Raw genomic sequence first — 20,535 nt, 5'->3', positions numbered from 1 at the left:
TCTATCTCCTAGCAAGGTCGATTATTTAAGGCAATCTTTGCGAGACAAATTTACACGGCCTTGTTTATCGATTTCGATAACTTTAACCATGATTTCATCGCCTACATTTACTACGTCTTCTACTTTTTCTACACGTTCTTTCGCTAATTTAGAAATGTGTACCAAGCCTTCTTTACCTGGCAATACTTCTACGAAAGCACCAAAAGCCATTAAACGAGTGACTTTACCCATGTATACTTCACCAACTTCTACTTCTTTAGTCAAGTTAGTGATAATTTCAATCGCTTTATCTGCACTAGATTGTTCAGTAGCAGCGATGAAGATTGTACCATCATCTTCGATATCAATTTTTGCGCCCGTCTCTTCGATGATACTACGAATCACTTTACCGCCAGAACCGATTACGTCACGGATTTTATCTGGGTTAATGTTCATTGTGATAATGCGAGGTGCGAAGGCAGACATACTTTCACGAGGAGCATTAATAGTTTCCATCATAATGCCCATGATGTGCATACGACCTTTGTGAGCTTGTTCCAAAGCTTCATGCAAGATTTCACGGGATAAACCGGAAATTTTGATATCCATTTGAATCGCTGTAACACCTTTAGCAGTACCTGCTACTTTAAAGTCCATATCGCCTAACGCATCTTCCATACCTTGAATATCAGTAAGGATTGTGTAGTGATCGTCTTTTGTAACAAGGCCCATAGCGATACCCGCTACAGGAGCTTTAATAGGCACACCAGCATCCATCAAGGACAATGTGCTACCACATACGCTGGCCATAGAACTAGAACCATTGGATTCTAATACTTCAGACACAAGACGCATTGCATATGGGAAATCTGCTTCACTTGGGATAACAGGAACCAATGCACGTTCAGCTAATGCACCATGACCAATTTCACGGCGCCCTGGACCACGGGAAGAACGAGTTTCACCTACGGAGAAGGATGGAAAATTGTAGTGATGGATGTAACGTTTTTCAGTATCGATACCGATACCATCAATTGTTTGTTTTTCAGACAATGGTGCCAATGTAGTAATGTTCAATACTTGTGTTTGACCACGCGTGAACAAACCGGAACCATGTGTACGAGGCAATACGCCAACACGGCAAGTAATTGGACGCACTTCATCTAATTGACGACCATCTGGACGAATTTTTTCTACAGTGATCATATGACGAACAACTTCTTTCACCAATTTGTCGAAAGCAAGACGTACATCGTTCATGTTTTCAGGGTAGATTTCTTCGAAATGTTCGTAAGTTTCTGCACGAACAGCATTTTCTTGCTCATCACGTTGTTGTTTATCAGCACAACGAACAGCTGCATCTAATTTATCATGAGCAAATGCTTTAACAGCTGCTACGATTTCTTTAGGAACGTCTTTGTTAGGGAATTCACGTTTTACTTTACCTACCTTAGGTTGGAATTCTTCTTGGAATGCCACGATTTTTTTTATTTCTTCGTGAGCAGCCATGATTACTTCTAACAATACTTCTTCCGGAACTTCTTGAGCGCCACCTTCAACCATAAGGATAGCGTCTTTTGTACCCGCTACAACAACATTAAGGTCAGTCTCTTCTAATTGTGCTTTTGTAGGGTTAACTACGAACTCACCATTCACACGACCCATACGTACGCCTGCAATTGGACCATTCCAAGGAATATCAGAAATAGTCAACGCTGCAGAAGCACCAATCATGCCACAAATAGCAGGATCACAGTCATAATCAACGGACATAACAGTAGCCACTACATGAACTTCGTTACGAACGCCTTTATCGAATAAAGGACGGATTGGACGGTCAATCAAGCGACTGTTCAAAATTGCTGTTTCTGGTGGACGTGCTTCACGTTTAATAAAGCCACCAGGGATGCGACCTACAGCATACATTTTTTCTTCATAATCTACAGTGAGTGGGAAGAAATCGATATCTTTCGCTTCTTTAGAACCCGTAGCTGTTACCAATACAGCTGTATCACCATAACGTACCATAACGGCACCGCCTGCTTGTTTAGCTAATTCCCCAGTTTCAATGGTAAGGGTACGACCAGATAAATCCATTTGGAATTGTTCCATTCCAGTTCCTCCTATTTATATCACATTCATTATATACCTTATTATTGTATCAAATCGCCACTCTTTTTACCATAACATATTATACGTCGTTGGTGAAAATGAAATGTATCCCTAACTTGTAAAACTAATTTCCACTAGTAACATGTAAAGGGTAAACAAAAAAAGCGACCGAGGCCGCTTTTTTAATACGCAATTATTTACGCAAGTTAAGTTTTTCCAAGATAGAACGGTAACGTTCGATGTCTTTACGACGAAGGTAGTCAAGCATGTTACGGCGTTGACCAACCAATTTCAACAAACCACGACGGGAGTGATGATCTTTTTTGTGTTCTTTCAAATGTTCTGTAAGATATACAATGCGGTTAGTCAAAATCGCGATTTGTACTTCTGGAGAACCAGTGTCACCTTCGTGAGTTGCAAAGGATTTGATAATTTCTTGTTTTGCTTCTGTAGTTAACATGTTAATGTTTCCTCCTAAAAAATATACATCTCGTTAAGCCCAAGTAACCGTTGGAGATTCGAATACTTCGCTTACGATTGGTGTAATAACCTTATTGAGTATACAATAAACCCTCTACATTTGTAAAGGGTTTATCAGTGTTTTGTATTTACTTTTACCAGTAATTTTGCCATATCTGCTATGTGCTGAATATAAGCATTATTACGAAATGACCATACAATAGCCTTTTAGTCTTTTGCTAGCATCATTCTATCACTAACAGCACCTTCTGCTGCCACAGAGAAACGTTCAAGCAAATCTTGTACAGTCATATTTTTCTTTTCATCACCACGTACATCAAAAATGATTTGACCCGCGTTCATCATGATTAAACGATTGCCAAAACGAAGGGCATCTCTCATGTTATGAGTAATCATCAATGTCGTCAAGTTATGTTCTTGTACGAGTTTATCCGTTAGTTGTAATACATTTTCTGCAGTACGAGGATCAAGCGCTGCCGTATGTTCATCTAACAATAGTAATTCAGGTTTTAACATCGTTGCCATAAGCAATGTAATGGATTGGCGTTGACCACCGCTTAAAAGGCCCATACGAGCTGTTAAACGATCTTCTAACCCTAAACCAAGTAAGGATAAGCGTTCCTTAAAGAACTCCCTTTCTTCTGGTACAAAAGCCCATTTTAATCCCAACTTCTTGCCACGACGTAATGCCAAGAGCAAATTTTCTTCAATTTGCATATTCCCAGCTGTTCCCACCATAGGATCTTGGAACACACGACCTATGTATTTAGCACGTTTGTATTCTGGCATTTTTGTAACATCATTACCACCGATAAGGATTTCACCTTCATCTATAGGGAATACACCGGCCACAGAGTTTAAAAGCGTACTTTTGCCAGCACCATTACCACCGATAACAGTAACAAAATCGCCTTCTTCTAACTTTAGGTTTACGCCTTGAAGAGCTGTTTTTTCATTTACAGTACCCTTAAAGAAGGTTTTTACCATATTTTTTACTTCTAACATATAGCAACGCCTCCTATCGAGCTAACCATTTTGCTTTCAACGTAGGAAGTGAAAGCGCAATGGCTACTAAAACTGCAGTAAATAATTTCAAATCATTTGGTGGCATACCTAGGTACAATACCAAGGCAATAACAATACGATATGCAATAGAACCAAGTACAACAGCTACCATACTACGCACGAAGGACTTTACGCCGAATAATACTTCGCCGATGATAACAGAGGCCAAACCAATAACGATAGTACCAATCCCCATACCAACGTCAGCAAAGCCGATGCTTTGCGCAATCAAAGCACCAGAGACAGCCACGAAGGCATTAGAAATTAAAAGACCTAATACGATCATAGTATCTGTATTCACACCTTGAGCACGAATCATTTGAGGATTGACACCTGTAGCACGTAATGCAGCCCCAATTTCAGTACCGAAGAACCAAAGTAACACGAGGCCACTTAAAATTGCCACACCAAGACCGACAATGGCAACCGTCCACATTGTTGGTGTAGAGAATAAATTACCTAACAAGGAATATACAGTATCAACGCGAAGTAAAGAAATATTCGCTTTACCCATAATATGTAAATTCACAGAATACAATGCAATCATTGTTAAAATACCGGCTAATAATGCGGGAATTTTTAATTTCGTATGAATCCAACCGGTTACTGCACCTGCTAGCATGCCACCAATAGCTGCCGCTAGTACAGATACAAATGGATTTACACCATTTGTTAATAAGATTGCAGAGATACCGGCCCCCATTGGGAATGTACCTTCTACTGTTAAATCTGCAATATCTAATACTCTAAAAGTAATAAAAACGCCAATGGCTAATAGTGACCATAATAACCCTTGCGTTATGGTACCGACCACTAATTCTAACATGGAATCCTCCTCGAAAAATACGGGAGGCGTCACCGCCCCCCTATTTATTATTTCACTTGTTTACGCAACTCTTCAGGAATTGTAATTCCTAATTTTTGTGCACGTTCATCATTGATATATAATTTGAAATCTTTTTGATGTTCAATCGCCATATCAGCTGGTTTTGCTTCACCTGCTAAAATTTTAGCAGCCATTAAACCTGCTTGATATCCAAGTTTATAATAATCAACAGAGTAGGATGCAACACCACCAGTTTTAGCCATTCCTTCATCAGCTGGAAATACTGGGATTTTAGCATTATCTGTAATGGATGCTAAGTTAGCCATAGCAGATGCTAATACATTATCTGTTGGAGTATATACAGCTTGTACGTTTTGGTTTACTAAATTTTGGGCAGCTTGTTGGATGTCGTTAACATTAGAAACAGTAGATTCAACTACAGTAATACCTTTAGCAGCTGCTAATTTTTTCATTTCGTCTACTTGAATTTGTGAGTTCACTTCAGAAGAACTATAAATTACACCCATTGTTCTAAGATTAGGTACTAATTTAAGAATTAAATCTAATTGTTGTTCTGCCGGTGTTGCATCAGATGTACCAGTAACATTAGCACCTGGATGAGCATCTGATTGAACTAATTTAGCGATTTCATAATTGGTAATAGCTGTACCAACAACAGGAATATCTTTTGTTGCATTTGCCATGCTTTGTGCTGCAGGCGTAGCGATCGCTAACACTAAATCTTTCTTATCGGATACAAATCGTTGAGAAATACTATTCAAGTTAGATTGATCAGCTTGAGCATTTTGTTGATCAATTTTGATTTTATCCCCATCTTTATAACCTTTAGATGCTAATGCCTCTACAAAACCTTTATTAGCTGCATCTAATGCAGGATGTTCAACTAACTGAATAACCCCAATTTTTTTTTGACCATTATCGTCTGCTGCTTTATCAGAACTGCAACCAGCAACAGCTGCCATTACGGTAATGGCACTTAATGCAATAACAAGACTTTTTTTCCAATTCATAGTATGTCCTCCTATAAGTTATGTTACACAATGATTAAATCATTTGTGCTTCTTTTTTTAATTCTTCTGGCAATGTAATACCTAATGTATTTAACTTTTCTTTATTCACAACTAATTTGAATTCTTTTTGTACTTCGATAGGCATATCAGATACCTTTTTTTCACCAGAAAGAATTGCTGTTGCCATGATACCAGTTTGATACCCAAGTTGATAGTAATCAACAGAATATGTCGCTAAAGCGCCACCTTTTACCTGATTATCTTCACTACCAAATACTGGGATTTTAGCAGGATCCGTAATACTTACTAGATTTCCCATAGCAGAAGCCACAACATTATCAGTTGGTACATAAATTGCATCTACGCCCTGAGATACAAGGTTTTGTGCAGCTTGTTGGATATCATTAACATTAGAAACTGTGACTTCCACAACCTTCAAACCTTTAGATTCTGCATATGCTTTCATCTTATCAATTTGAATTTGTGAATTTACTTCACTAGAGCTATAAATAGCACCAATTGTCTTTGCTTTTGGTACCACCTTTAGAATCAAGTCTACTTGTTCACTAATAGGATTCATATCACTTGTACCAGATATATTTCCACCTGGCTTTTGATTAGATTGAACGAGCTTAGAGCTTTCATAATCAGTAATAGCAGTGCCAAGGATAGGAATATCCTTCGTTGCATTTGCCATAGTTTGCGCAGCTGGTGTAGCAATGGCTAAGATTAAATCTTTTTTATCAGATACAAATCGTTGCGCAATACTATTCAAGTTAGATTGATCAGCTTGTGCATTTTGTTGATCAATCACAACTTTATCCTTAAAACCTTTAGATGCTAATCCATCAACAAATCCTTTGTTAGCAGCATCTAACGCTGGATGTTCAACAAGTTGGACAACCCCCACCTTATATTGACCATCAGATTTTTTTGGTGCATCATTACCGCAACCAACAATAGCAACAGCTAATGTAATAGCGCTGATGGCAACGGCTAAGCCCTTCTTCCATTTCATGGGAAAACCCCTTTCCGCCTTACAATGACAACAATAATACTTTTATTATAATATGTATTCGTCATTGTATCAATGAATCGTACGATATTTTTTATACGACTGTCCAATATGGATGTACTTTTAACCTAGTAAAATTACTTTTTAATATTGACAGCAAAACATCATCTAAATAGATTATCATACTTTTCGTTAGTGTAACATCAAACAATGATTACTTCTAGATTATTGAGACTGTAATGAATGAATCATTTCTTCAGTTAATTCATTAGCAGCAAAAATATATTCCTTTAATTTTCCTTTATCATTAGCAACCTTCATCACTGGCACTTCAAAGGGATCAAGGATAACCGCCATCAAAATTTCACCAGTTATATAATAGCCTACGACAGCCTCTCCTTCTTCTGCATCTAGTGTTTCTCGTTTCACAGATACACAATAAGGTTTCATAATATCCATAGCTGCAGTTGCTACTTCTTCTCGGATTTTCTTATATTCTTCTACTTCATTTTCTGGAACATCAAAAATATCTACTTTCACAGTTTTAACTTTTGATTCCTCTTGTTTCACTTCATCAAATGTTTTTTGAATTGTTGCTAAGTCTAACTCTTCGTGTTTACTCATGGCCTAAATCCTTATCATCTGCTTTCAAGAATGCTACATAACATTTTTTTGCTTCGTAAATATCGGCTTTACTTGTCACTTCCCATGGTGCATGCATGCTCAAAACAGCTACACCACAGTCTATAACATTCATACCGTATAATGCCATAATATAAGCAATAGTACCGCCCCCACCAAGGTCAACACGGCCAAGTTCTGCCGTTTGGAATGTTACATTGTTATCGTCCATAATGCGACGAATAAAGCCCATATATTCTGCATTCGCATCATTGGACCCAGATTTACCACGGGACCCTGTAAATTTGTTGAATACTACGCCCATGCCAAGATACGATGCATTTTTCTTTTCAAAAGCAGATGCATATAAAGGATCATAGCCTGCACTAACATCAGAGGATAGCATACGAGATTTTTCCAATGTCCGACGTACACTCAAAGCACTAGTTTTCCCCATCAACTCAAGAATTTCTGCTAAGGCATTTTCAAAGAATCTAGATTGCATACCAGTAGCACCAACAGATCCAATCTCTTCTTTATCCACCAATAGGCAGCAAGTTGTACGTTTTACAGATTCCACCTCAAGCATAGCCACTAAAGATGTGTAAGCACATACACGATCATCTTGTCCATAGGCCATAATCATACTACGGTCAAAGCCCATATCACGTGCTTTACCGGCAGGCACGATTTCAAGTTCAGCAGATAGTAAATCTTGTTCTGTAAAGTTATATTCTTTTTCGAGGATAATATTTAGAAATTGTGTAACCCCATCCTTTAATTCACCTTTCACAGGTTGGCTAGCAATTAATAAATCAAGGGCTTCCCCTTCAATTACTTTCGTTGCCTTTTTCTCCATTTGTTCTTGCCCTAAATGTGGAAGCAAATCCGTAATACAGAACACCGGATCGTTTTCTTTATCACCGATAGATAGGTTAATGATAGTTCCGTCTTTTTTTACAACAACACCATGAATGGCCAATGGCATAGCCACCCATTGGTATTTTTTGATACCCCCATAATAATGTGTATCCCAGAATACTAAATTGCTATCTTCGTATTGAGGGTTTTGTTTTACATCAATACGAGGAGAATCAATATGAGCACCTAAAATATTCATGCCTAATTCAATATCATCCGTACCAATATTAAATAATGCAATGGATTTATCCATATGTGTATAATATACTTTATCTCCAGCTTTAATTTCGGTACCATTAGCAATAAATTCTTTTAAATCTCTATATCCTGCTGCTTTAGCGGCTACTACAGATTGTGTCACACATTGACGTTCAGTTTTACCATTATCTAAAAATGCTCTATATTGGTCGCCCAATATAGCGACTGCTTGTAAATCAGCATCAGTATATTCATGCCATGCGTATTTTCTTTCCATATTTATCTCCTTTATCAATGTTCTTCTACTTGTTGAGCCTGCAACTTCGCTAAATATCGTTCTTCCTTTTCACGATTAATGCGGGCCTTTTCTTCATATACTAATCGGATTTCATCCGTCATATGCGTAATCGTTTTAGTAACAAAAAAATTCGTAATATTATTTTTCTTTGTGTATTTACCAATCCGTAATTGAATAGCAAATGCACCATGAGTAGGACAATGTCCAAGTGCCAAAAATTTATCTCCCTGCTGTCGTTCCGGCTTTAGCATTGTCAATTCCTTCTGACAATACGGACAATAGGATATTCGAATACGTTTATCATAGAGAATACGTTTCTTTTCTTGAAAGTTCTCATAAATGAAAAACGATATTATAGGGGGAAATAAAAATGGATTGGGACCTAATTTCCGTATATCTTCATAATGTAATAATCCTTGTTTAAAAGATATTTTTTGACAAATCTCAGCTGTAAATATAGCATCATGTAATGCATTATGGGCTGTCAAATTACCAGGAGAAATTTGTAAATCCGCCATTGCTCGTTGTACAGATACTTGTTCAGAATTGCCATGACGTTCATAAGCATATAATAATTGTGCATCTACCCAAGAACTTAATCGGTTCGTTTTAATTTTGTGTAATACAATATTCTCACGAAGCATAGTTACATCATCGCTTCCCCAAGATAGGAGGATGCAATCGTCACCACACCATAAATCAAACTGTACGAATGCCGTTTTAAAGGGCACACCTGTATTTAAATCCTGATTGCTAATACCTGTTAACTCTCGTACATGCTTATGCATTCGAGTTAAATATTTAGGCTTTACCATCACTAAAAATTGGTCGATGATTTGTAAGTCTTCATTGAGTTTTACTGCGCCAATTTGGATAATTTCACCACTAATAGGCATTTTAGTATGCTTCATAAAACTAATATCATTACCAAAGGGTTGATTCCATTCCAAATCAAAGACTACATAATTCATATAAACTCCTTACTTAGTGATAATTAATTGTTCAGCTGCATCAATAACAGCCTCTTCTGATATCACTTGTAATCCTTTATATTTTCCTTCCCGAATTACTTGTTTCATACTTTTACCAACTTCGTATTTATCCATCGATTCAAGTACGATAGCATTAGCACGATACGGCCCGTAAAAGAATGGATTAGATGGTCCATACAAAGCTACAATTGGAACATGTTGACTAATAGCCACATGCATAGGGCCAGAATCATTGGTAATCATTAATTGGCACCGTTTCATCGCTGATGCCAATGGCCCTAATGAAAATTTACCAGTAGTGATAATAGGCTCAGTTTCCATCACCTGTACCACATCATTTACCATATCCTGATCCATAGGACCACCAAAGAATACCGTTTTATACCCTTGATGACCAAAATAATCCGCCACATGAGCAAATCGCTCCCGTGGCCAACGCTTTTCTGGAACAGCACTACCAATATTGAATCCAATGACAATATCATCACGAGTCACATCATAAGTTTCATAAAAATCATGTGCTTGATTATCCCATGCCTCAGAAGTTTCAATGGTAAGCCCATGATTCATCGTATTAGATACACCTAGTTGTTCTAATACATTAATGTACATATCTGCCGCATGTAATGTTTTCCGGTCCAAACGAGTATATTTTGTCATGAAAGGGCGGAACAAGAAATGACTCATTCCTGTTGTCACCTTAGCTCCAATTTTCCATGCTAAATAGGATGTACGCTCATTAGGATGTAAATTAATCACAATATCTGGCTTTCCTTGTCGATTAATTTCCTTAGCCACTTCATTTAAACCGGAGATACTATTATGACGACCTTTTTTATCGACCGTCACTAATGCATCAATATTGGGATTATATTGCATAACCTCTTGTAATTTCTCATCCATTACATAGGTAATATGACTATGAGGAGCTGCTCTACGTAAGACTTCTAAAAATGGTGTCGTTAAAATAACATCCCCTAAATGCATAAGAAATGTTACAACGATACGCTTATGATCAAGTTCCATATGAGCTCCTCTCCTTCAATAGGTCATACCGAATATAATGTGATTCTAAGTCTATACAATAACAATTGGCTTTAATTATATTAATGTACCAACAAATTTAATCTACTTCAATAATTATAGTGCTTTATATACATCCCACACCTGGTCCACTGTAATTTGGGCCATACACTCTGGATCATCAATCAATGGGTTCTCTGGAGTGGCCTTAGATGTAGGTGAAATCACTAAATGAATGTAATCCCCACCATAAGGACCTGTTCGTTCTGGCGATGTAGTACCAAACAAAGCGATCAACGGTTTCTTAAGTCCATTAGCAATATGCAATGGCCCTGTGTCGGCACTAATATATAAACTACAATGACGAATCAATTCAATCAATTCAGGCATTGTTGTTTTTCCAGTTAAATTTACTAGATTATTGCTTTGAACGGCATCCACAATAGATTGACTTTTTCCTAAATCATCTTTAGCACCCATGAGAACAACTTTGCGTCCCTCTTGGCATAATCGATTGCACAATTCAGCGAAGGACAGCACTGGCCATTCTTTCACCGTCCAACGGGCACCTGGAGCCACCAAAACATAGTCATCTTGTATCCCCTCAGAACCTAACATATCTACCACATGCTGGTAACAGGTCGCATCACTTGGCAATGGGAATTCAATAGTATCCACCGATCCGCCAAGTTGTCTAACGGTGTCGAGATAGCGTTCAATAACATGATCGTATTGATGTTTACCTACTAGTGCCTTGTTGACGAATTGACTGCCCTCACGTAATTCCCAGTAACCATATTTTTCAGGTGCACCAGATAACCACGATACAATAGCACTCTTCGCTAAACATTGTAGATCCAAGGTCATATCAAAATGGCGACCCCGTAAATCTGTGTACAATTGTTTCAAATATCCAAATAATTTCAATTGTTTCTTGTCAATGATGATAACCTCATCAACCCACGGTTTTCCTGGTAACAGCCCAGCAAATTGTTCGTGAATAGCCCAAGTAATTTTGGCATTTGGTAGGTTCTTGCGTAATGCATAGAGCGTAGGCAATGCATGAATAATATCCCCTAAAGAGCTCATTTTTATAATTAGTATATTTTTGTAGTCTTTCATATACTCTCTTCCTATTGTATACGCTCCTGCAGAATTGCTTGTATCGTATGTAATAAATTAACACCATCAAACAAATAGCCCTGAATGCCAGCAGCCTCAGCCGCTTCTACATCTCTAGGGCTATCGCCAATAAGAAAACTAGCCTTTTGGTCAATGTCATAATCATGAAAGGCCTGTAAAATCATGCCTGGTTTTGGTTTACGACAATCGCACTCTATAGCATATTCTAGAATGGTCCCCTCCTTATGATGAGGACAATAATAGAAATGCAAAATAGGTGCACCATTGGCTGTGAGTTCTCTATTCATATGTTCGTGTAAGATATTCATATCCTCTACGGTATAGTAACCACGACCAATACCACTTTGGTTTGTCACCACAATGAGATCATAGCCCTTGCTATGCGCATAGGCTAATCCCGCTTTGGCACCTGGAATCCACTCGAGTTCATCCACAGAGTGTAGATACCCGGTGTCACGATTTAGGACGCCATCACGGTCCAAAAATAATACTTTTTTCATGGTAACGTCCTTTCTACATGACAGGCATATGTGCTTACAACAGATGTAGTATGCGCCTAACATATTAGGTGAATACTACATCACATCTATACGTGTATTAACGTAAATAACCTTCGTTATTGTCTAATAATTCACAATATTCTTTAACGGCATCTTCCATTTTTGTGAAGCCTTTATCATAACCAGCTGCCAACAATTTTGTTGTATCTGCTTGTGTAAAGCTTTGGTATTTACCTTTTAATACCTCTGGGAATGGCACATACGCAATTTTTCCTTTTCCGTTATAGTCGATAACGGCTTGCATGAATTGATTAAAGGAATGAGCATTACCAGTACCGCAGTTGAATGTACCAGTGATTTCAGGGTGTTCCCAGAAATAGAAATTCACATTTACTACATCTTTCACATAAATGAAATCGCGTGTTTGACCGCCATTTTCATAGCCATCTGTACCTTCGAACAAGTTAATAACACCTGTTTCTTGGTTTTTGTAGAACATTTGACGCACTAAGGAAGCCATTTTATCTTTATGTGCTTCATTAGGGCCATATACGTTAAAATAACGCAAGCCTACTACTTGAGCCGTATATTCACCTTCAAATTTACGTACATAACGATCAAATAACAATTTAGAGTAAGCATATGGATTTAAAGCTTCTTCACATTCAGGATTTTCCACAAAACCATTTGTACCATTACCATACGTAGATGCAGAAGACGCATAGATAAATGGAATTCTACGATCTTGGCAATAATGGAAAAGATTTTTAGAGCCTTCATAGTTATTTTTCATCATGTAACGACCATTGTATTCCATAGTATCAGCACAAGCACCTTCATGGAACACAACTTCGATAGGACCTACATCAAATGTGCCATCCTCAATGGCTGCATCAAAATCTTCGCAATCGATATAATCTAGAAAATCCAAACTTTGCAAATTACGAATTTTACGACCGTCTGTTAAATCATCAACAATTAAAATATCGTTACGACCACGGTTATTCAATGCTTTTACAATATTACTGCCAATAAAACCAGCACCCCCGGTTACAATAATCATAATTTGCCCTCCTTAGCCATTGTAGCTATGCGCTGTACAATATCAGATGTAGAATATCCTTCCTTGAAAGATAAAATCTCAACGGAATCAACAGATTCACGTCCAATCACATCTTCTACTTTATAATCCCCACCTTTAACCAAAATATTTGGTCGTAATACGGACAACAATTCCGCTGGTGTGTCTTCTTCAAACAATACGACACCATTAATACAACCGAGCGCACTCAATAGCGCAGCGCGATCTCGTTCGCTCACGATTGGTCGAGTTTCACCTTTTAATCGACGTACAGAGCCATCACTATTAAGACCAATAATCAAATGATCCCCTAATTGTGCGGCTTCTTGTAAATACGTAATATGCCCACGATGTAAAATATCAAAGCAACCGTTGGTAAATACAACTGTCTCTCCATTATTTTGCCAATGACGAACTAGGGTTTCCATTTCATGAATGTCGTACAAATCCTTTTGTACCACTTGCTCTTGTAATGTTTTCCATACCTCCAAGAGTTCAGCACGATGAATTGGATAGGTGCCAACCTTTGCCACTACGACGCCAGCAGCACTATTAGCTATATGCAAAGCCAACCGCAAGGATAAGCCCCCTGCTAAACACGTTAACATCATGGCTACTACTGTGTCACCTGCACCACTTACATCAAACACTTCTTGTTGTGTCGCTGGATTATGCCAAGTACGACCATCTTTCGAAACAACTGTAATGCCTTTGGCAGAACGAGTAGCAATAATATATTCTAAATCGATTGACTCTAATACATCTTTTGCGGCTTGTACTATAACAGCATCCTCATTCTCTAAAACGCGCCCTACGCACTCACCCAACTCTTTTACATTAGGTGTAATACAAGTAGCACCGGCATATTTAGACCAATCATTCCCCTTAGGATCTACAATGGTACGAATATTATATTTCTTAGCCAAAATAAAAAGCTTTTCTAGTAGGGATGGTGTACAAACGCCTTTGCCATAATCAGAAACGACAATACCATCAATCCCTTGCTCACATAAATTCGTGAGCCAAGTCAAAAGATTGACTTCTTCGTCTAAAGAAAGAGGCGATAATGTTTCAAAATCCAATCGCATCATTTGTTGACGATCACCTAGAATACGCATTTTAGTGATAGTTTCACGAGATTCTACATACTGAATTCCCGTAGTATCAATATGATCAGCTTGTAGTAAACTTTCTAACATAGTGCCATGAGCATCTTTACCAGCTACACCACCTAAGTAAACCTTGCAATCAAGATTAGCTAGATTTGATGCGACATTACCGGCCCCCCCTAGCACTTCTTTCACTTTTGATACACGATTGACTGGTACGGGTGCCTCTGGAGAAATACGACTCACATCGCCAAATACATAGCGATCCACCATAATATCTCCTATCACGGCCAGTTTTAAATTAGGCAATGTATTCGTAAGAAACTCATTTATAGTTTTATTAATCATACTAGAATCCTTGTTAATATTCTTCTTCTAATAGTTCGCAAATAATGTGACCTACTAAAATATGCATTTCTTGAATGCGAGCAGTCACTTTGCTTGGAATAGCTAATGTAATGTCACAGAGTTCCGCTAATTTGCCGCCACCTTCACCAGTTAAAGCGATAGTATGCATACCTGTATCTCTTGCTTTCTCAACGGCTTTTACTACATTCTTGCTATTTCCAGATGTAGAAATACCAATAAGTACATCACCTTGACGACCTAACCCCTCTACTTGACGAGCAAAAATTTCGTCATATCCATAGTCATTACCAACGGCGGTCAAAATCGATGTATCTGTAGTTAATGCTATGGCTGCCAATGAGCGACGCTCCTTTTGAAAGCGCCCAATCAGCTCGGCGGCTAAATGTTGCGCATCTGCAGCAGAACCACCGTTGCCACAAAATAAAATTTTATTGCCATTAGCTAGTGCGAATTGACAACGTACGGCAATATCTTGGATCACATCCATGTGTTCCATTGTTTTCCCAAAGACATCCAAGTGATCCGAAAATCGCTCGGCAATCAATGGATATAATTCATCTGCCATTATAATATCTCCTTAAATAGTCGGTCTGCATTTTTCCAGAAAATCTTATCCACAGAATCCTCTGACAAACCGGCTTTAATAAATGCATCATATAACTCAGGCATATGTGCAATATCTTCAATTTCTGTATCAGGACGGATTCCATCGAAATCCGTTCCCAATGCGACAACATCGTCTCCACCGAGATTACGAATATATAATCCGTGTTTTACGATATCCTCAATACGACTGATGGATGAGGTCCCTAAAAAAGCTTGGGCAAAATTCAACCCAATGACGCCCCCCTTATTGGCAATAAGCGTGATTAATTCATCCGATAAATTACGACTATGGTTTGTCAAAGCACGAGCATTGCTATGGGATGCTATAAAAGGTTTTCTTAAAATTTGACCTAATTGCTTTGTTCCCCCATCATTTAAGTGAGAGCAATCTACAATCATTCCTAGATCTTCCATAAGCTCTACAAATTCCACACCTTTAGATGTTAATGACTTTGTTGCATCTCCACAATGTGGTTCTCCTAGACCATTGGCATAATTCCAAGTAATGGTAATCAACCGCACACCATCGTCATAAGCCTTGCGAAGCTTATTTAAATCACCTTCGAATACACCGCCCTCTTCAACAGATAATAAGGCACCTATTTTATTAGTATCGTAGCAAGCCTTTATATCAGCATAACTACGAATATGCATAATATGATTACTATAAGTCGTTACTTGTTCTTGAAAAAGTGCTAACATATCGCAATAGCGAGCATACGAGTTAGGATGTTTTTCCATGTTCACATAAAGAGCAAAGTCTTGAATACGACTTTTAGCACGTTGTAATCGCTTAATATCAATTTTCCAAGAATTCTCATATAAATCGCCTTGACTTAGGTCATCAATGAGACACATTACCGTATCACAATGTAAATCAATCATAATTTATTTCTTCTTCTTTTCATCTAATTTCTTCTTTTCATCTAATTTCTTCAAAGATTTCAATTCTTCCATGAAGCTATCAATATTATCGAATTTACGATATACAGACGCAAATCGAACATACGCAACTTGGTCTATATCTTTCAACTCTTGTAATACAAGTTCGCCAATACGATCTGTAGTGACTTCTTGATTGATTTCATTTCTAATCTCACGTTCTACATCATTCACAACTTGTTCCATAACGGACATTGGTACAGTTCGTTTGTCACAAGAGCGTAATAAACCATTCAATAGTTTACCACGATCAAAGAGTTCTCTACGGCCACTTTTCTTGAGTACCATTAATGGCACTTCTTCTATAATTTCATATGTAGTAAAACGTCTGCCACAGCTAATACATTCCCGACGACGACGAATGCTGTTTCCTTCATCAGTGGTTCTGGAATCAGTGACTTTCGTATCTGTATGTTGGCAATAAGGACATCTCATCGCTTGTACTCCTTTAATCTAATTTTGATTGTATACGTAAATTATGAACATAATCGCTTTACTATCGCATCGACTGTATACTATGCCCATTTTCTTATACTATATATAGTACCATGAACAACGCAAAAACACAAAGAACCCCTAGGAAAATCCCAAGAGTTCTTTGTGTTTGTAGGAGTAAATTAAAACAATATTTTATTATTGTATATATTGTATATCCTTAGGCTATATCAAACGACCATGTCTTAACGTTTCAATTCATCTTCTACACGTAACAAGCAATCGCCACTTTCAATACGACTACCTTCACGTACAAGCACTTCAGCTACAATACCATCAATTGGTGATGTAATAGTTGTTTCCATTTTCATAGCCTCTGTAACGATAAGAGCTTCACCTTTGGCAACAGCTTGACCATTCTTAACGAGGATTTTAACAACAGATCCAGATAATGTAGCACCAATTTCACCTGGTATATTGTCATCCGCTTTACGACGAGTAATACCTGTAGTTGTCGCATGTTTATCATGAACTTTGATAGCACGAGGTTGTCCATTAAATTCAAATACAACTAGACGATTGCCATCTTCATCTGGTTCAGATACACCATTCATGCGGATAATTAGTGTTTTACCCTTTTCAATAGTAACAGAAATTTCTTCACCACGACTCATACCAAAGAAGAATGTTGGCGTATCAAGGACAGAAACATCGCCAAAGTCAGTGGTAAATTTATGATAATCTCTATACACTTTAGGGTACAAGCAATAGGCACTTACATCTTCATCAGTAATTGCTGCCCCCATATCGCTCAACTCATTACGTACATGTTCAAAATCAGTTGGTGGCAATACAGCACCAGGGCGAACTGTTAATGGCCGTTGACCTTTCAAAATAATTTTTTGAAGTTTTTCTGGGAAACCTTGATAAGGAATACCGATACGACCTTCAAAGAATTCTACCACAGATTGAGGGAAATCAAGAATGTCGCCTTTTTCGTAAATATCCTTCTCAGTTAATCCATTTTGAACCATGAACAATGTCATATCCCCTACAACTTTAGAGGATGGAGTTACTTTTATGATATCTCCAAATAACATGTTAACTTCATGATACATTTTTTTAATTTCAGGCCAACGATCACCTAGGCCAACCATTTTTGCTTGTTGTTGTAAATTAGAATATTGTCCACCTGGCATTTCATGAATATAGACTTCTGTATTTGGATAAGACTCTGCACGGTCCACCCCTTTATAATATGGACGAATAGAACCAAAGTAATGGGACATATGTTCCATATATTCAGGATTCATATTAGGTTGACGGTCATGACCTGATAAAGCATAGTACATTGAATTCATACTTGGTTGGCTTGTGCCATTAGCAAAGGCAGAGTAAGCCAAATCAATCACATCAACGCCAGCATCTACAGCACGCCCATAGCTATAAATTGCATTGCCAGAGCCTTCATGAGTATGTAAATGAATTGGTAATGTTGTAGCATCTTTCAATGCAGATACCAAGTTGTACGCTGCTTGAGGTTTTAACAATCCCGCCATATCTTTAATAGCGATGATGTTAGCACCAGCTTTTTCCAATTCTTTCGCCATTTTTACGTAGTAATCAAGATTGTATTTTGTACGGCTCGCATCCAAAATATCACCAGTGTAGCATAATGCTACTTCTGCCAATTTATTTTGCTCCCGCACTTCATCGATAGCCACTCTCATATTATCGAGACTATTTAAACTGTCGAATACACGGAATACATCAACACCGTTTTTAGCCGCTAACTGAATGAATTGACGAACTACATTATCAGGATAACTAGTATAACCAACGGCATTAGCACCGCGAATCAACATTTGAAGCAATGTATTCGGCACTTCTTTACGGAACATACGTAAACGTTCCCATGGATCTTCATGCAAGAAACGATATGCTACATCGAAAGTAGCCCCACCCCAACATTCTAAGGAGAACAAATTTGGAACGCCTTGTGCTGCATTACCAGCAACACGTGCCATATCGATGGAGCGTAAACGAGTAGCAAACAAAGATTGATGAGCATCACGCCATGTTGTATCAGTAAAGAATACTTCTTTTTGTTCTGTTAACCATTTAGAGAAGGCTTCTGGACCCAACTCTTCTAACTTTTGTTTTGTACCAGATGAAGGTGCAATATCTAAATTAGGAGGTAATAACATTGGTTCAAAGCTAGGTTTTGCTTCATGACCAGCACCTGCATATCCATTAACTGTAATGTCTGCAATATAACGAAGTAATTTTGTACCTCTATCGCGGTCTTGTTTTAAATTGAATAACTCAGGATGTCCATCAATAAAGTTAACATTATAATGACCACTTTGGAATTCAGGATGCTCTAATACATTGATTAAGAAATGGATATTCGTTTTTACACCACGAATACGGAATTCCTTTAAACAGCGTAGCATTTTACGAATGGTTTCTTCGTTATTAGATGCAAAGGCAGTAGCTTTTACTAGTAAGGAATCATAATATGGTGTAACAACGGCACCTGTAAATGAATTACCAGAATCAAGGCGGATACCGAAACCACCACTACTACGATATGCTAAAATTTTGCCAGTATCAGGCATGAAGTTATTTTTAGGATCCTCTGTAGTAATACGACATTGGATAGCAATTCCTTTGCAAGGAATTGCATCTTGTGCCATAATGCCAATTTCAGCACTGTCCAAACGATAGCCTTCAGCAATGCGAATTTGTGTATGTACAATGTCAATATTTGTAATCATTTCTGTAACAGTATGTTCTACTTGGATACGAGGATTAACTTCGATAAAATAGAAATTACCATCGTCCGTCACCAAAAACTCTACTGTACCAGCACCAACATAATTAACATTTTTCATAATTTTAACAGCAGCATCACAGATAGCTTGACGAGTTTCTATTGGCAAAGCAAAGGCAGGCGCCATTTCCACTACTTTTTGATGACGACGCTGTACAGAACAATCACGTTCATGCAAATGAACTACATTACCATGTTTATCACCTATAATTTGAACTTCAATGTGTTTTGGTTCCACAATGAGGCGTTCTACATATACATCATCATCACCGAAAGCAGCTTTTGCTTCAGATTTTGCACGATCATAGGCTTCACGCAAATCTTCTTTACGAGTTACTTCACGCATACCACGACCGCCACCGCCATTAACGGCTTTGATCATCAATGGGAATCCATAATCTTCCGCAAATTGTTCTAATTGAGCAAAATCCTTCAAGGCTCCATCCGAGCCAGGAATCATAGGAATTTGAGCTAGTTTAGCTTGCTCACGGGCATTGACTTTATCACCAAACATAATTAAATGTTCAATATTTGGACCGATAAAAATAATACCTTCTTCTTCACAACGTTTAGCAAATTTCGCATTTTCTGACAAGAAACCATAGCCAGGATGAATAGCGTCTACATCATGTTCATGGGCAATACGAATAATATCTTCAATATCAAGATACGCCTCAACTGGTTTTTTACCCTCACCAACTAAATACGCTTCATCCGCTTGGTTACGATGTAAAGACAATGTGTCTTCTTTCGAATAAATAGCAACAGTACGTATCCCCATTTCATTACACGCCCGGAATACGCGAATTGCAATTTCACCACGGTTTGCTACTAATACGGATTTAATCTTTTTCATTGGCATTCCTCCTACTCATTACTCACTATCCTTATAGTGCCTTGTTTGAGAATTCAATAATTTCTGATATGCATCGAAAAATATAAAAAGCGAATTT

At 37.9% G+C, this 20,535-nt stretch carries 18 protein-coding genes; all 18 read right to left on the bottom strand.

All coding sequences use genetic code 11. The features are described from left to right. Positions 1 to 21: 21 nt before the first annotated feature. Complete coding sequence (locus tag RVY80_RS05870; protein ID WP_317329928.1) at positions 22 to 2,091, bottom strand: polyribonucleotide nucleotidyltransferase; 2,070 nt, start codon at positions 2,089 to 2,091, stop codon at positions 22 to 24. 193 nt (positions 2,092 to 2,284) lie between these two features. Then, a complete protein-coding gene (gene rpsO / locus RVY80_RS05865; protein ID WP_295187835.1) occupies positions 2,285 to 2,551 on the bottom strand; it encodes a 30S ribosomal protein S15 in 267 nt (88 codons plus the stop codon). A gap of 227 nt (positions 2,552 to 2,778) precedes the next feature. Beyond that, positions 2,779 to 3,576, bottom strand: coding sequence for an ABC transporter ATP-binding protein (locus RVY80_RS05860; RefSeq protein WP_295187832.1), 798 nt, complete (start codon positions 3,574 to 3,576; stop codon positions 2,779 to 2,781). A gap of 13 nt (positions 3,577 to 3,589) precedes the next feature. Next, positions 3,590 to 4,462, bottom strand: a complete 873-nt coding sequence (locus RVY80_RS05855; protein WP_317329927.1) for an ABC transporter permease — start codon at positions 4,460 to 4,462, stop codon at positions 3,590 to 3,592. 47 nt (positions 4,463 to 4,509) lie between these two features. Then, complete coding sequence (locus tag RVY80_RS05850) at positions 4,510 to 5,493, bottom strand: ABC transporter substrate-binding protein (RefSeq protein WP_295193681.1); 984 nt, start codon at positions 5,491 to 5,493, stop codon at positions 4,510 to 4,512. A gap of 34 nt (positions 5,494 to 5,527) precedes the next feature. Next, positions 5,528 to 6,511 (bottom strand): ABC transporter substrate-binding protein, encoded by a 984-nt coding sequence (locus tag RVY80_RS05845; protein WP_295193678.1) that lies wholly within the window; start codon positions 6,509 to 6,511, stop codon positions 5,528 to 5,530. 222 nt (positions 6,512 to 6,733) lie between these two features. Then, complete coding sequence (locus RVY80_RS05840) at positions 6,734 to 7,132, bottom strand: hypothetical protein (RefSeq protein ID WP_295187821.1); 399 nt, start codon at positions 7,130 to 7,132, stop codon at positions 6,734 to 6,736. Next, positions 7,125 to 8,525: an aminopeptidase gene (locus RVY80_RS05835; RefSeq protein WP_295187819.1), complete on the bottom strand. Its 1,401-nt coding sequence runs from the start codon at positions 8,523 to 8,525 to the stop codon at positions 7,125 to 7,127. The genes RVY80_RS05840 and RVY80_RS05835 overlap by 8 nt, the downstream gene beginning before the upstream one ends. 14 nt (positions 8,526 to 8,539) lie before the next feature. Continuing rightward, positions 8,540 to 9,517: a 3'-5' exonuclease gene (locus RVY80_RS05830; RefSeq protein WP_295187817.1), complete on the bottom strand. Its 978-nt coding sequence runs from the start codon at positions 9,515 to 9,517 to the stop codon at positions 8,540 to 8,542. A 9-nt stretch (positions 9,518 to 9,526) separates the two neighbouring features. Beyond that, positions 9,527 to 10,564, bottom strand: coding sequence for a glycosyltransferase family 9 protein (locus RVY80_RS05825; RefSeq protein ID WP_295193675.1), 1,038 nt, complete (start codon positions 10,562 to 10,564; stop codon positions 9,527 to 9,529). A 114-nt stretch (positions 10,565 to 10,678) separates the two neighbouring features. Then, positions 10,679 to 11,683 carry a glycosyltransferase family 9 protein gene (locus RVY80_RS05820; protein ID WP_295193672.1) on the bottom strand — a complete coding sequence of 335 codons (1,005 nt, stop codon included), beginning with the start codon at positions 11,681 to 11,683 and terminating at the stop codon, positions 10,679 to 10,681. Positions 11,684 to 11,694: 11 nt separating this feature from the next. Further along, complete coding sequence (locus RVY80_RS05815; RefSeq protein WP_295187810.1) at positions 11,695 to 12,204, bottom strand: D-glycero-alpha-D-manno-heptose-1,7-bisphosphate 7-phosphatase; 510 nt, start codon at positions 12,202 to 12,204, stop codon at positions 11,695 to 11,697. A 97-nt stretch (positions 12,205 to 12,301) separates the two neighbouring features. After that, the gene (rfaD, locus tag RVY80_RS05810; RefSeq protein WP_295187808.1) at positions 12,302 to 13,267 is read right to left on the bottom strand and encodes an ADP-glyceromanno-heptose 6-epimerase; all 966 of its coding nucleotides are present in this window, start codon (positions 13,265 to 13,267) and stop codon (positions 12,302 to 12,304) included. Beyond that, complete coding sequence (gene rfaE1, locus RVY80_RS05805; RefSeq protein WP_317329925.1) at positions 13,264 to 14,742, bottom strand: D-glycero-beta-D-manno-heptose-7-phosphate kinase; 1,479 nt, start codon at positions 14,740 to 14,742, stop codon at positions 13,264 to 13,266. The genes rfaD and rfaE1 overlap by 4 nt, the downstream gene beginning before the upstream one ends. A 13-nt stretch (positions 14,743 to 14,755) precedes the next feature. Next, on the bottom strand, positions 14,756 to 15,328 hold the full coding sequence (gmhA, locus tag RVY80_RS05800) for a D-sedoheptulose 7-phosphate isomerase (RefSeq protein WP_295187801.1): 573 nt from the start codon (positions 15,326 to 15,328) through the stop codon (positions 14,756 to 14,758). Beyond that, positions 15,328 to 16,254, bottom strand: coding sequence for a dipeptidase (locus tag RVY80_RS05795; RefSeq protein ID WP_295187798.1), 927 nt, complete (start codon positions 16,252 to 16,254; stop codon positions 15,328 to 15,330). Before RVY80_RS05795 ends, gmhA begins: the two co-directional genes overlap by 1 nt. Before the next feature lie 3 nt (positions 16,255 to 16,257). Continuing rightward, positions 16,258 to 16,746, bottom strand: a complete 489-nt coding sequence (gene nrdR, locus RVY80_RS05790; protein ID WP_295187795.1) for a transcriptional regulator NrdR — start codon at positions 16,744 to 16,746, stop codon at positions 16,258 to 16,260. A gap of 245 nt (positions 16,747 to 16,991) precedes the next feature. Further along, positions 16,992 to 20,438 (bottom strand): pyruvate carboxylase, encoded by a 3,447-nt coding sequence (locus RVY80_RS05785; protein ID WP_295187792.1) that lies wholly within the window; start codon positions 20,436 to 20,438, stop codon positions 16,992 to 16,994. Positions 20,439 to 20,535 lie beyond the last annotated feature (97 nt).

The organism is Veillonella absiana (assembly GCF_032970865.1).
Classification (GTDB): Bacteria; Bacillota; Negativicutes; order Veillonellales; family Veillonellaceae; genus Veillonella; species Veillonella absiana.
The sequence above is the reverse complement of the archived record's forward strand: the minus strand, read 5'-3'. Positions and strand labels throughout refer to the sequence as shown.

Coding starts and splice junctions, on each gene's coding strand:
- RVY80_RS05870 (WP_317329928.1), bottom strand. CDS start 2,091: ATGGAACAATTCCAAATGGATTTATCTGGTCGTACCCTTACCATTGAA.
- rpsO (WP_295187835.1), bottom strand. CDS start 2,551: ATGTTAACTACAGAAGCAAAACAAGAAATTATCAAATCCTTTGCAACT.
- RVY80_RS05860 (WP_295187832.1), bottom strand. CDS start 3,576: ATGTTAGAAGTAAAAAATATGGTAAAAACCTTCTTTAAGGGTACTGTA.
- RVY80_RS05855 (WP_317329927.1), bottom strand. CDS start 4,462: ATGTTAGAATTAGTGGTCGGTACCATAACGCAAGGGTTATTATGGTCA.
- RVY80_RS05850 (WP_295193681.1), bottom strand. CDS start 5,493: ATGAATTGGAAAAAAAGTCTTGTTATTGCATTAAGTGCCATTACCGTA.
- RVY80_RS05845 (WP_295193678.1), bottom strand. CDS start 6,511: ATGAAATGGAAGAAGGGCTTAGCCGTTGCCATCAGCGCTATTACATTA.
- RVY80_RS05840 (WP_295187821.1), bottom strand. CDS start 7,132: ATGAGTAAACACGAAGAGTTAGACTTAGCAACAATTCAAAAAACATTT.
- RVY80_RS05835 (WP_295187819.1), bottom strand. CDS start 8,525: ATGGAAAGAAAATACGCATGGCATGAATATACTGATGCTGATTTACAA.
- RVY80_RS05830 (WP_295187817.1), bottom strand. CDS start 9,517: ATGAATTATGTAGTCTTTGATTTGGAATGGAATCAACCCTTTGGTAAT.
- RVY80_RS05825 (WP_295193675.1), bottom strand. CDS start 10,564: ATGGAACTTGATCATAAGCGTATCGTTGTAACATTTCTTATGCATTTA.
- RVY80_RS05820 (WP_295193672.1), bottom strand. CDS start 11,683: ATGAAAGACTACAAAAATATACTAATTATAAAAATGAGCTCTTTAGGG.
- RVY80_RS05815 (WP_295187810.1), bottom strand. CDS start 12,204: ATGAAAAAAGTATTATTTTTGGACCGTGATGGCGTCCTAAATCGTGAC.
- rfaD (WP_295187808.1), bottom strand. CDS start 13,267: ATGATTATTGTAACCGGGGGTGCTGGTTTTATTGGCAGTAATATTGTA.
- rfaE1 (WP_317329925.1), bottom strand. CDS start 14,742: ATGATTAATAAAACTATAAATGAGTTTCTTACGAATACATTGCCTAAT.
- gmhA (WP_295187801.1), bottom strand. CDS start 15,328: ATGGCAGATGAATTATATCCATTGATTGCCGAGCGATTTTCGGATCAC.
- RVY80_RS05795 (WP_295187798.1), bottom strand. CDS start 16,254: ATGATTGATTTACATTGTGATACGGTAATGTGTCTCATTGATGACCTA.
- nrdR (WP_295187795.1), bottom strand. CDS start 16,746: ATGAGATGTCCTTATTGCCAACATACAGATACGAAAGTCACTGATTCC.
- RVY80_RS05785 (WP_295187792.1), bottom strand. CDS start 20,438: ATGAAAAAGATTAAATCCGTATTAGTAGCAAACCGTGGTGAAATTGCA.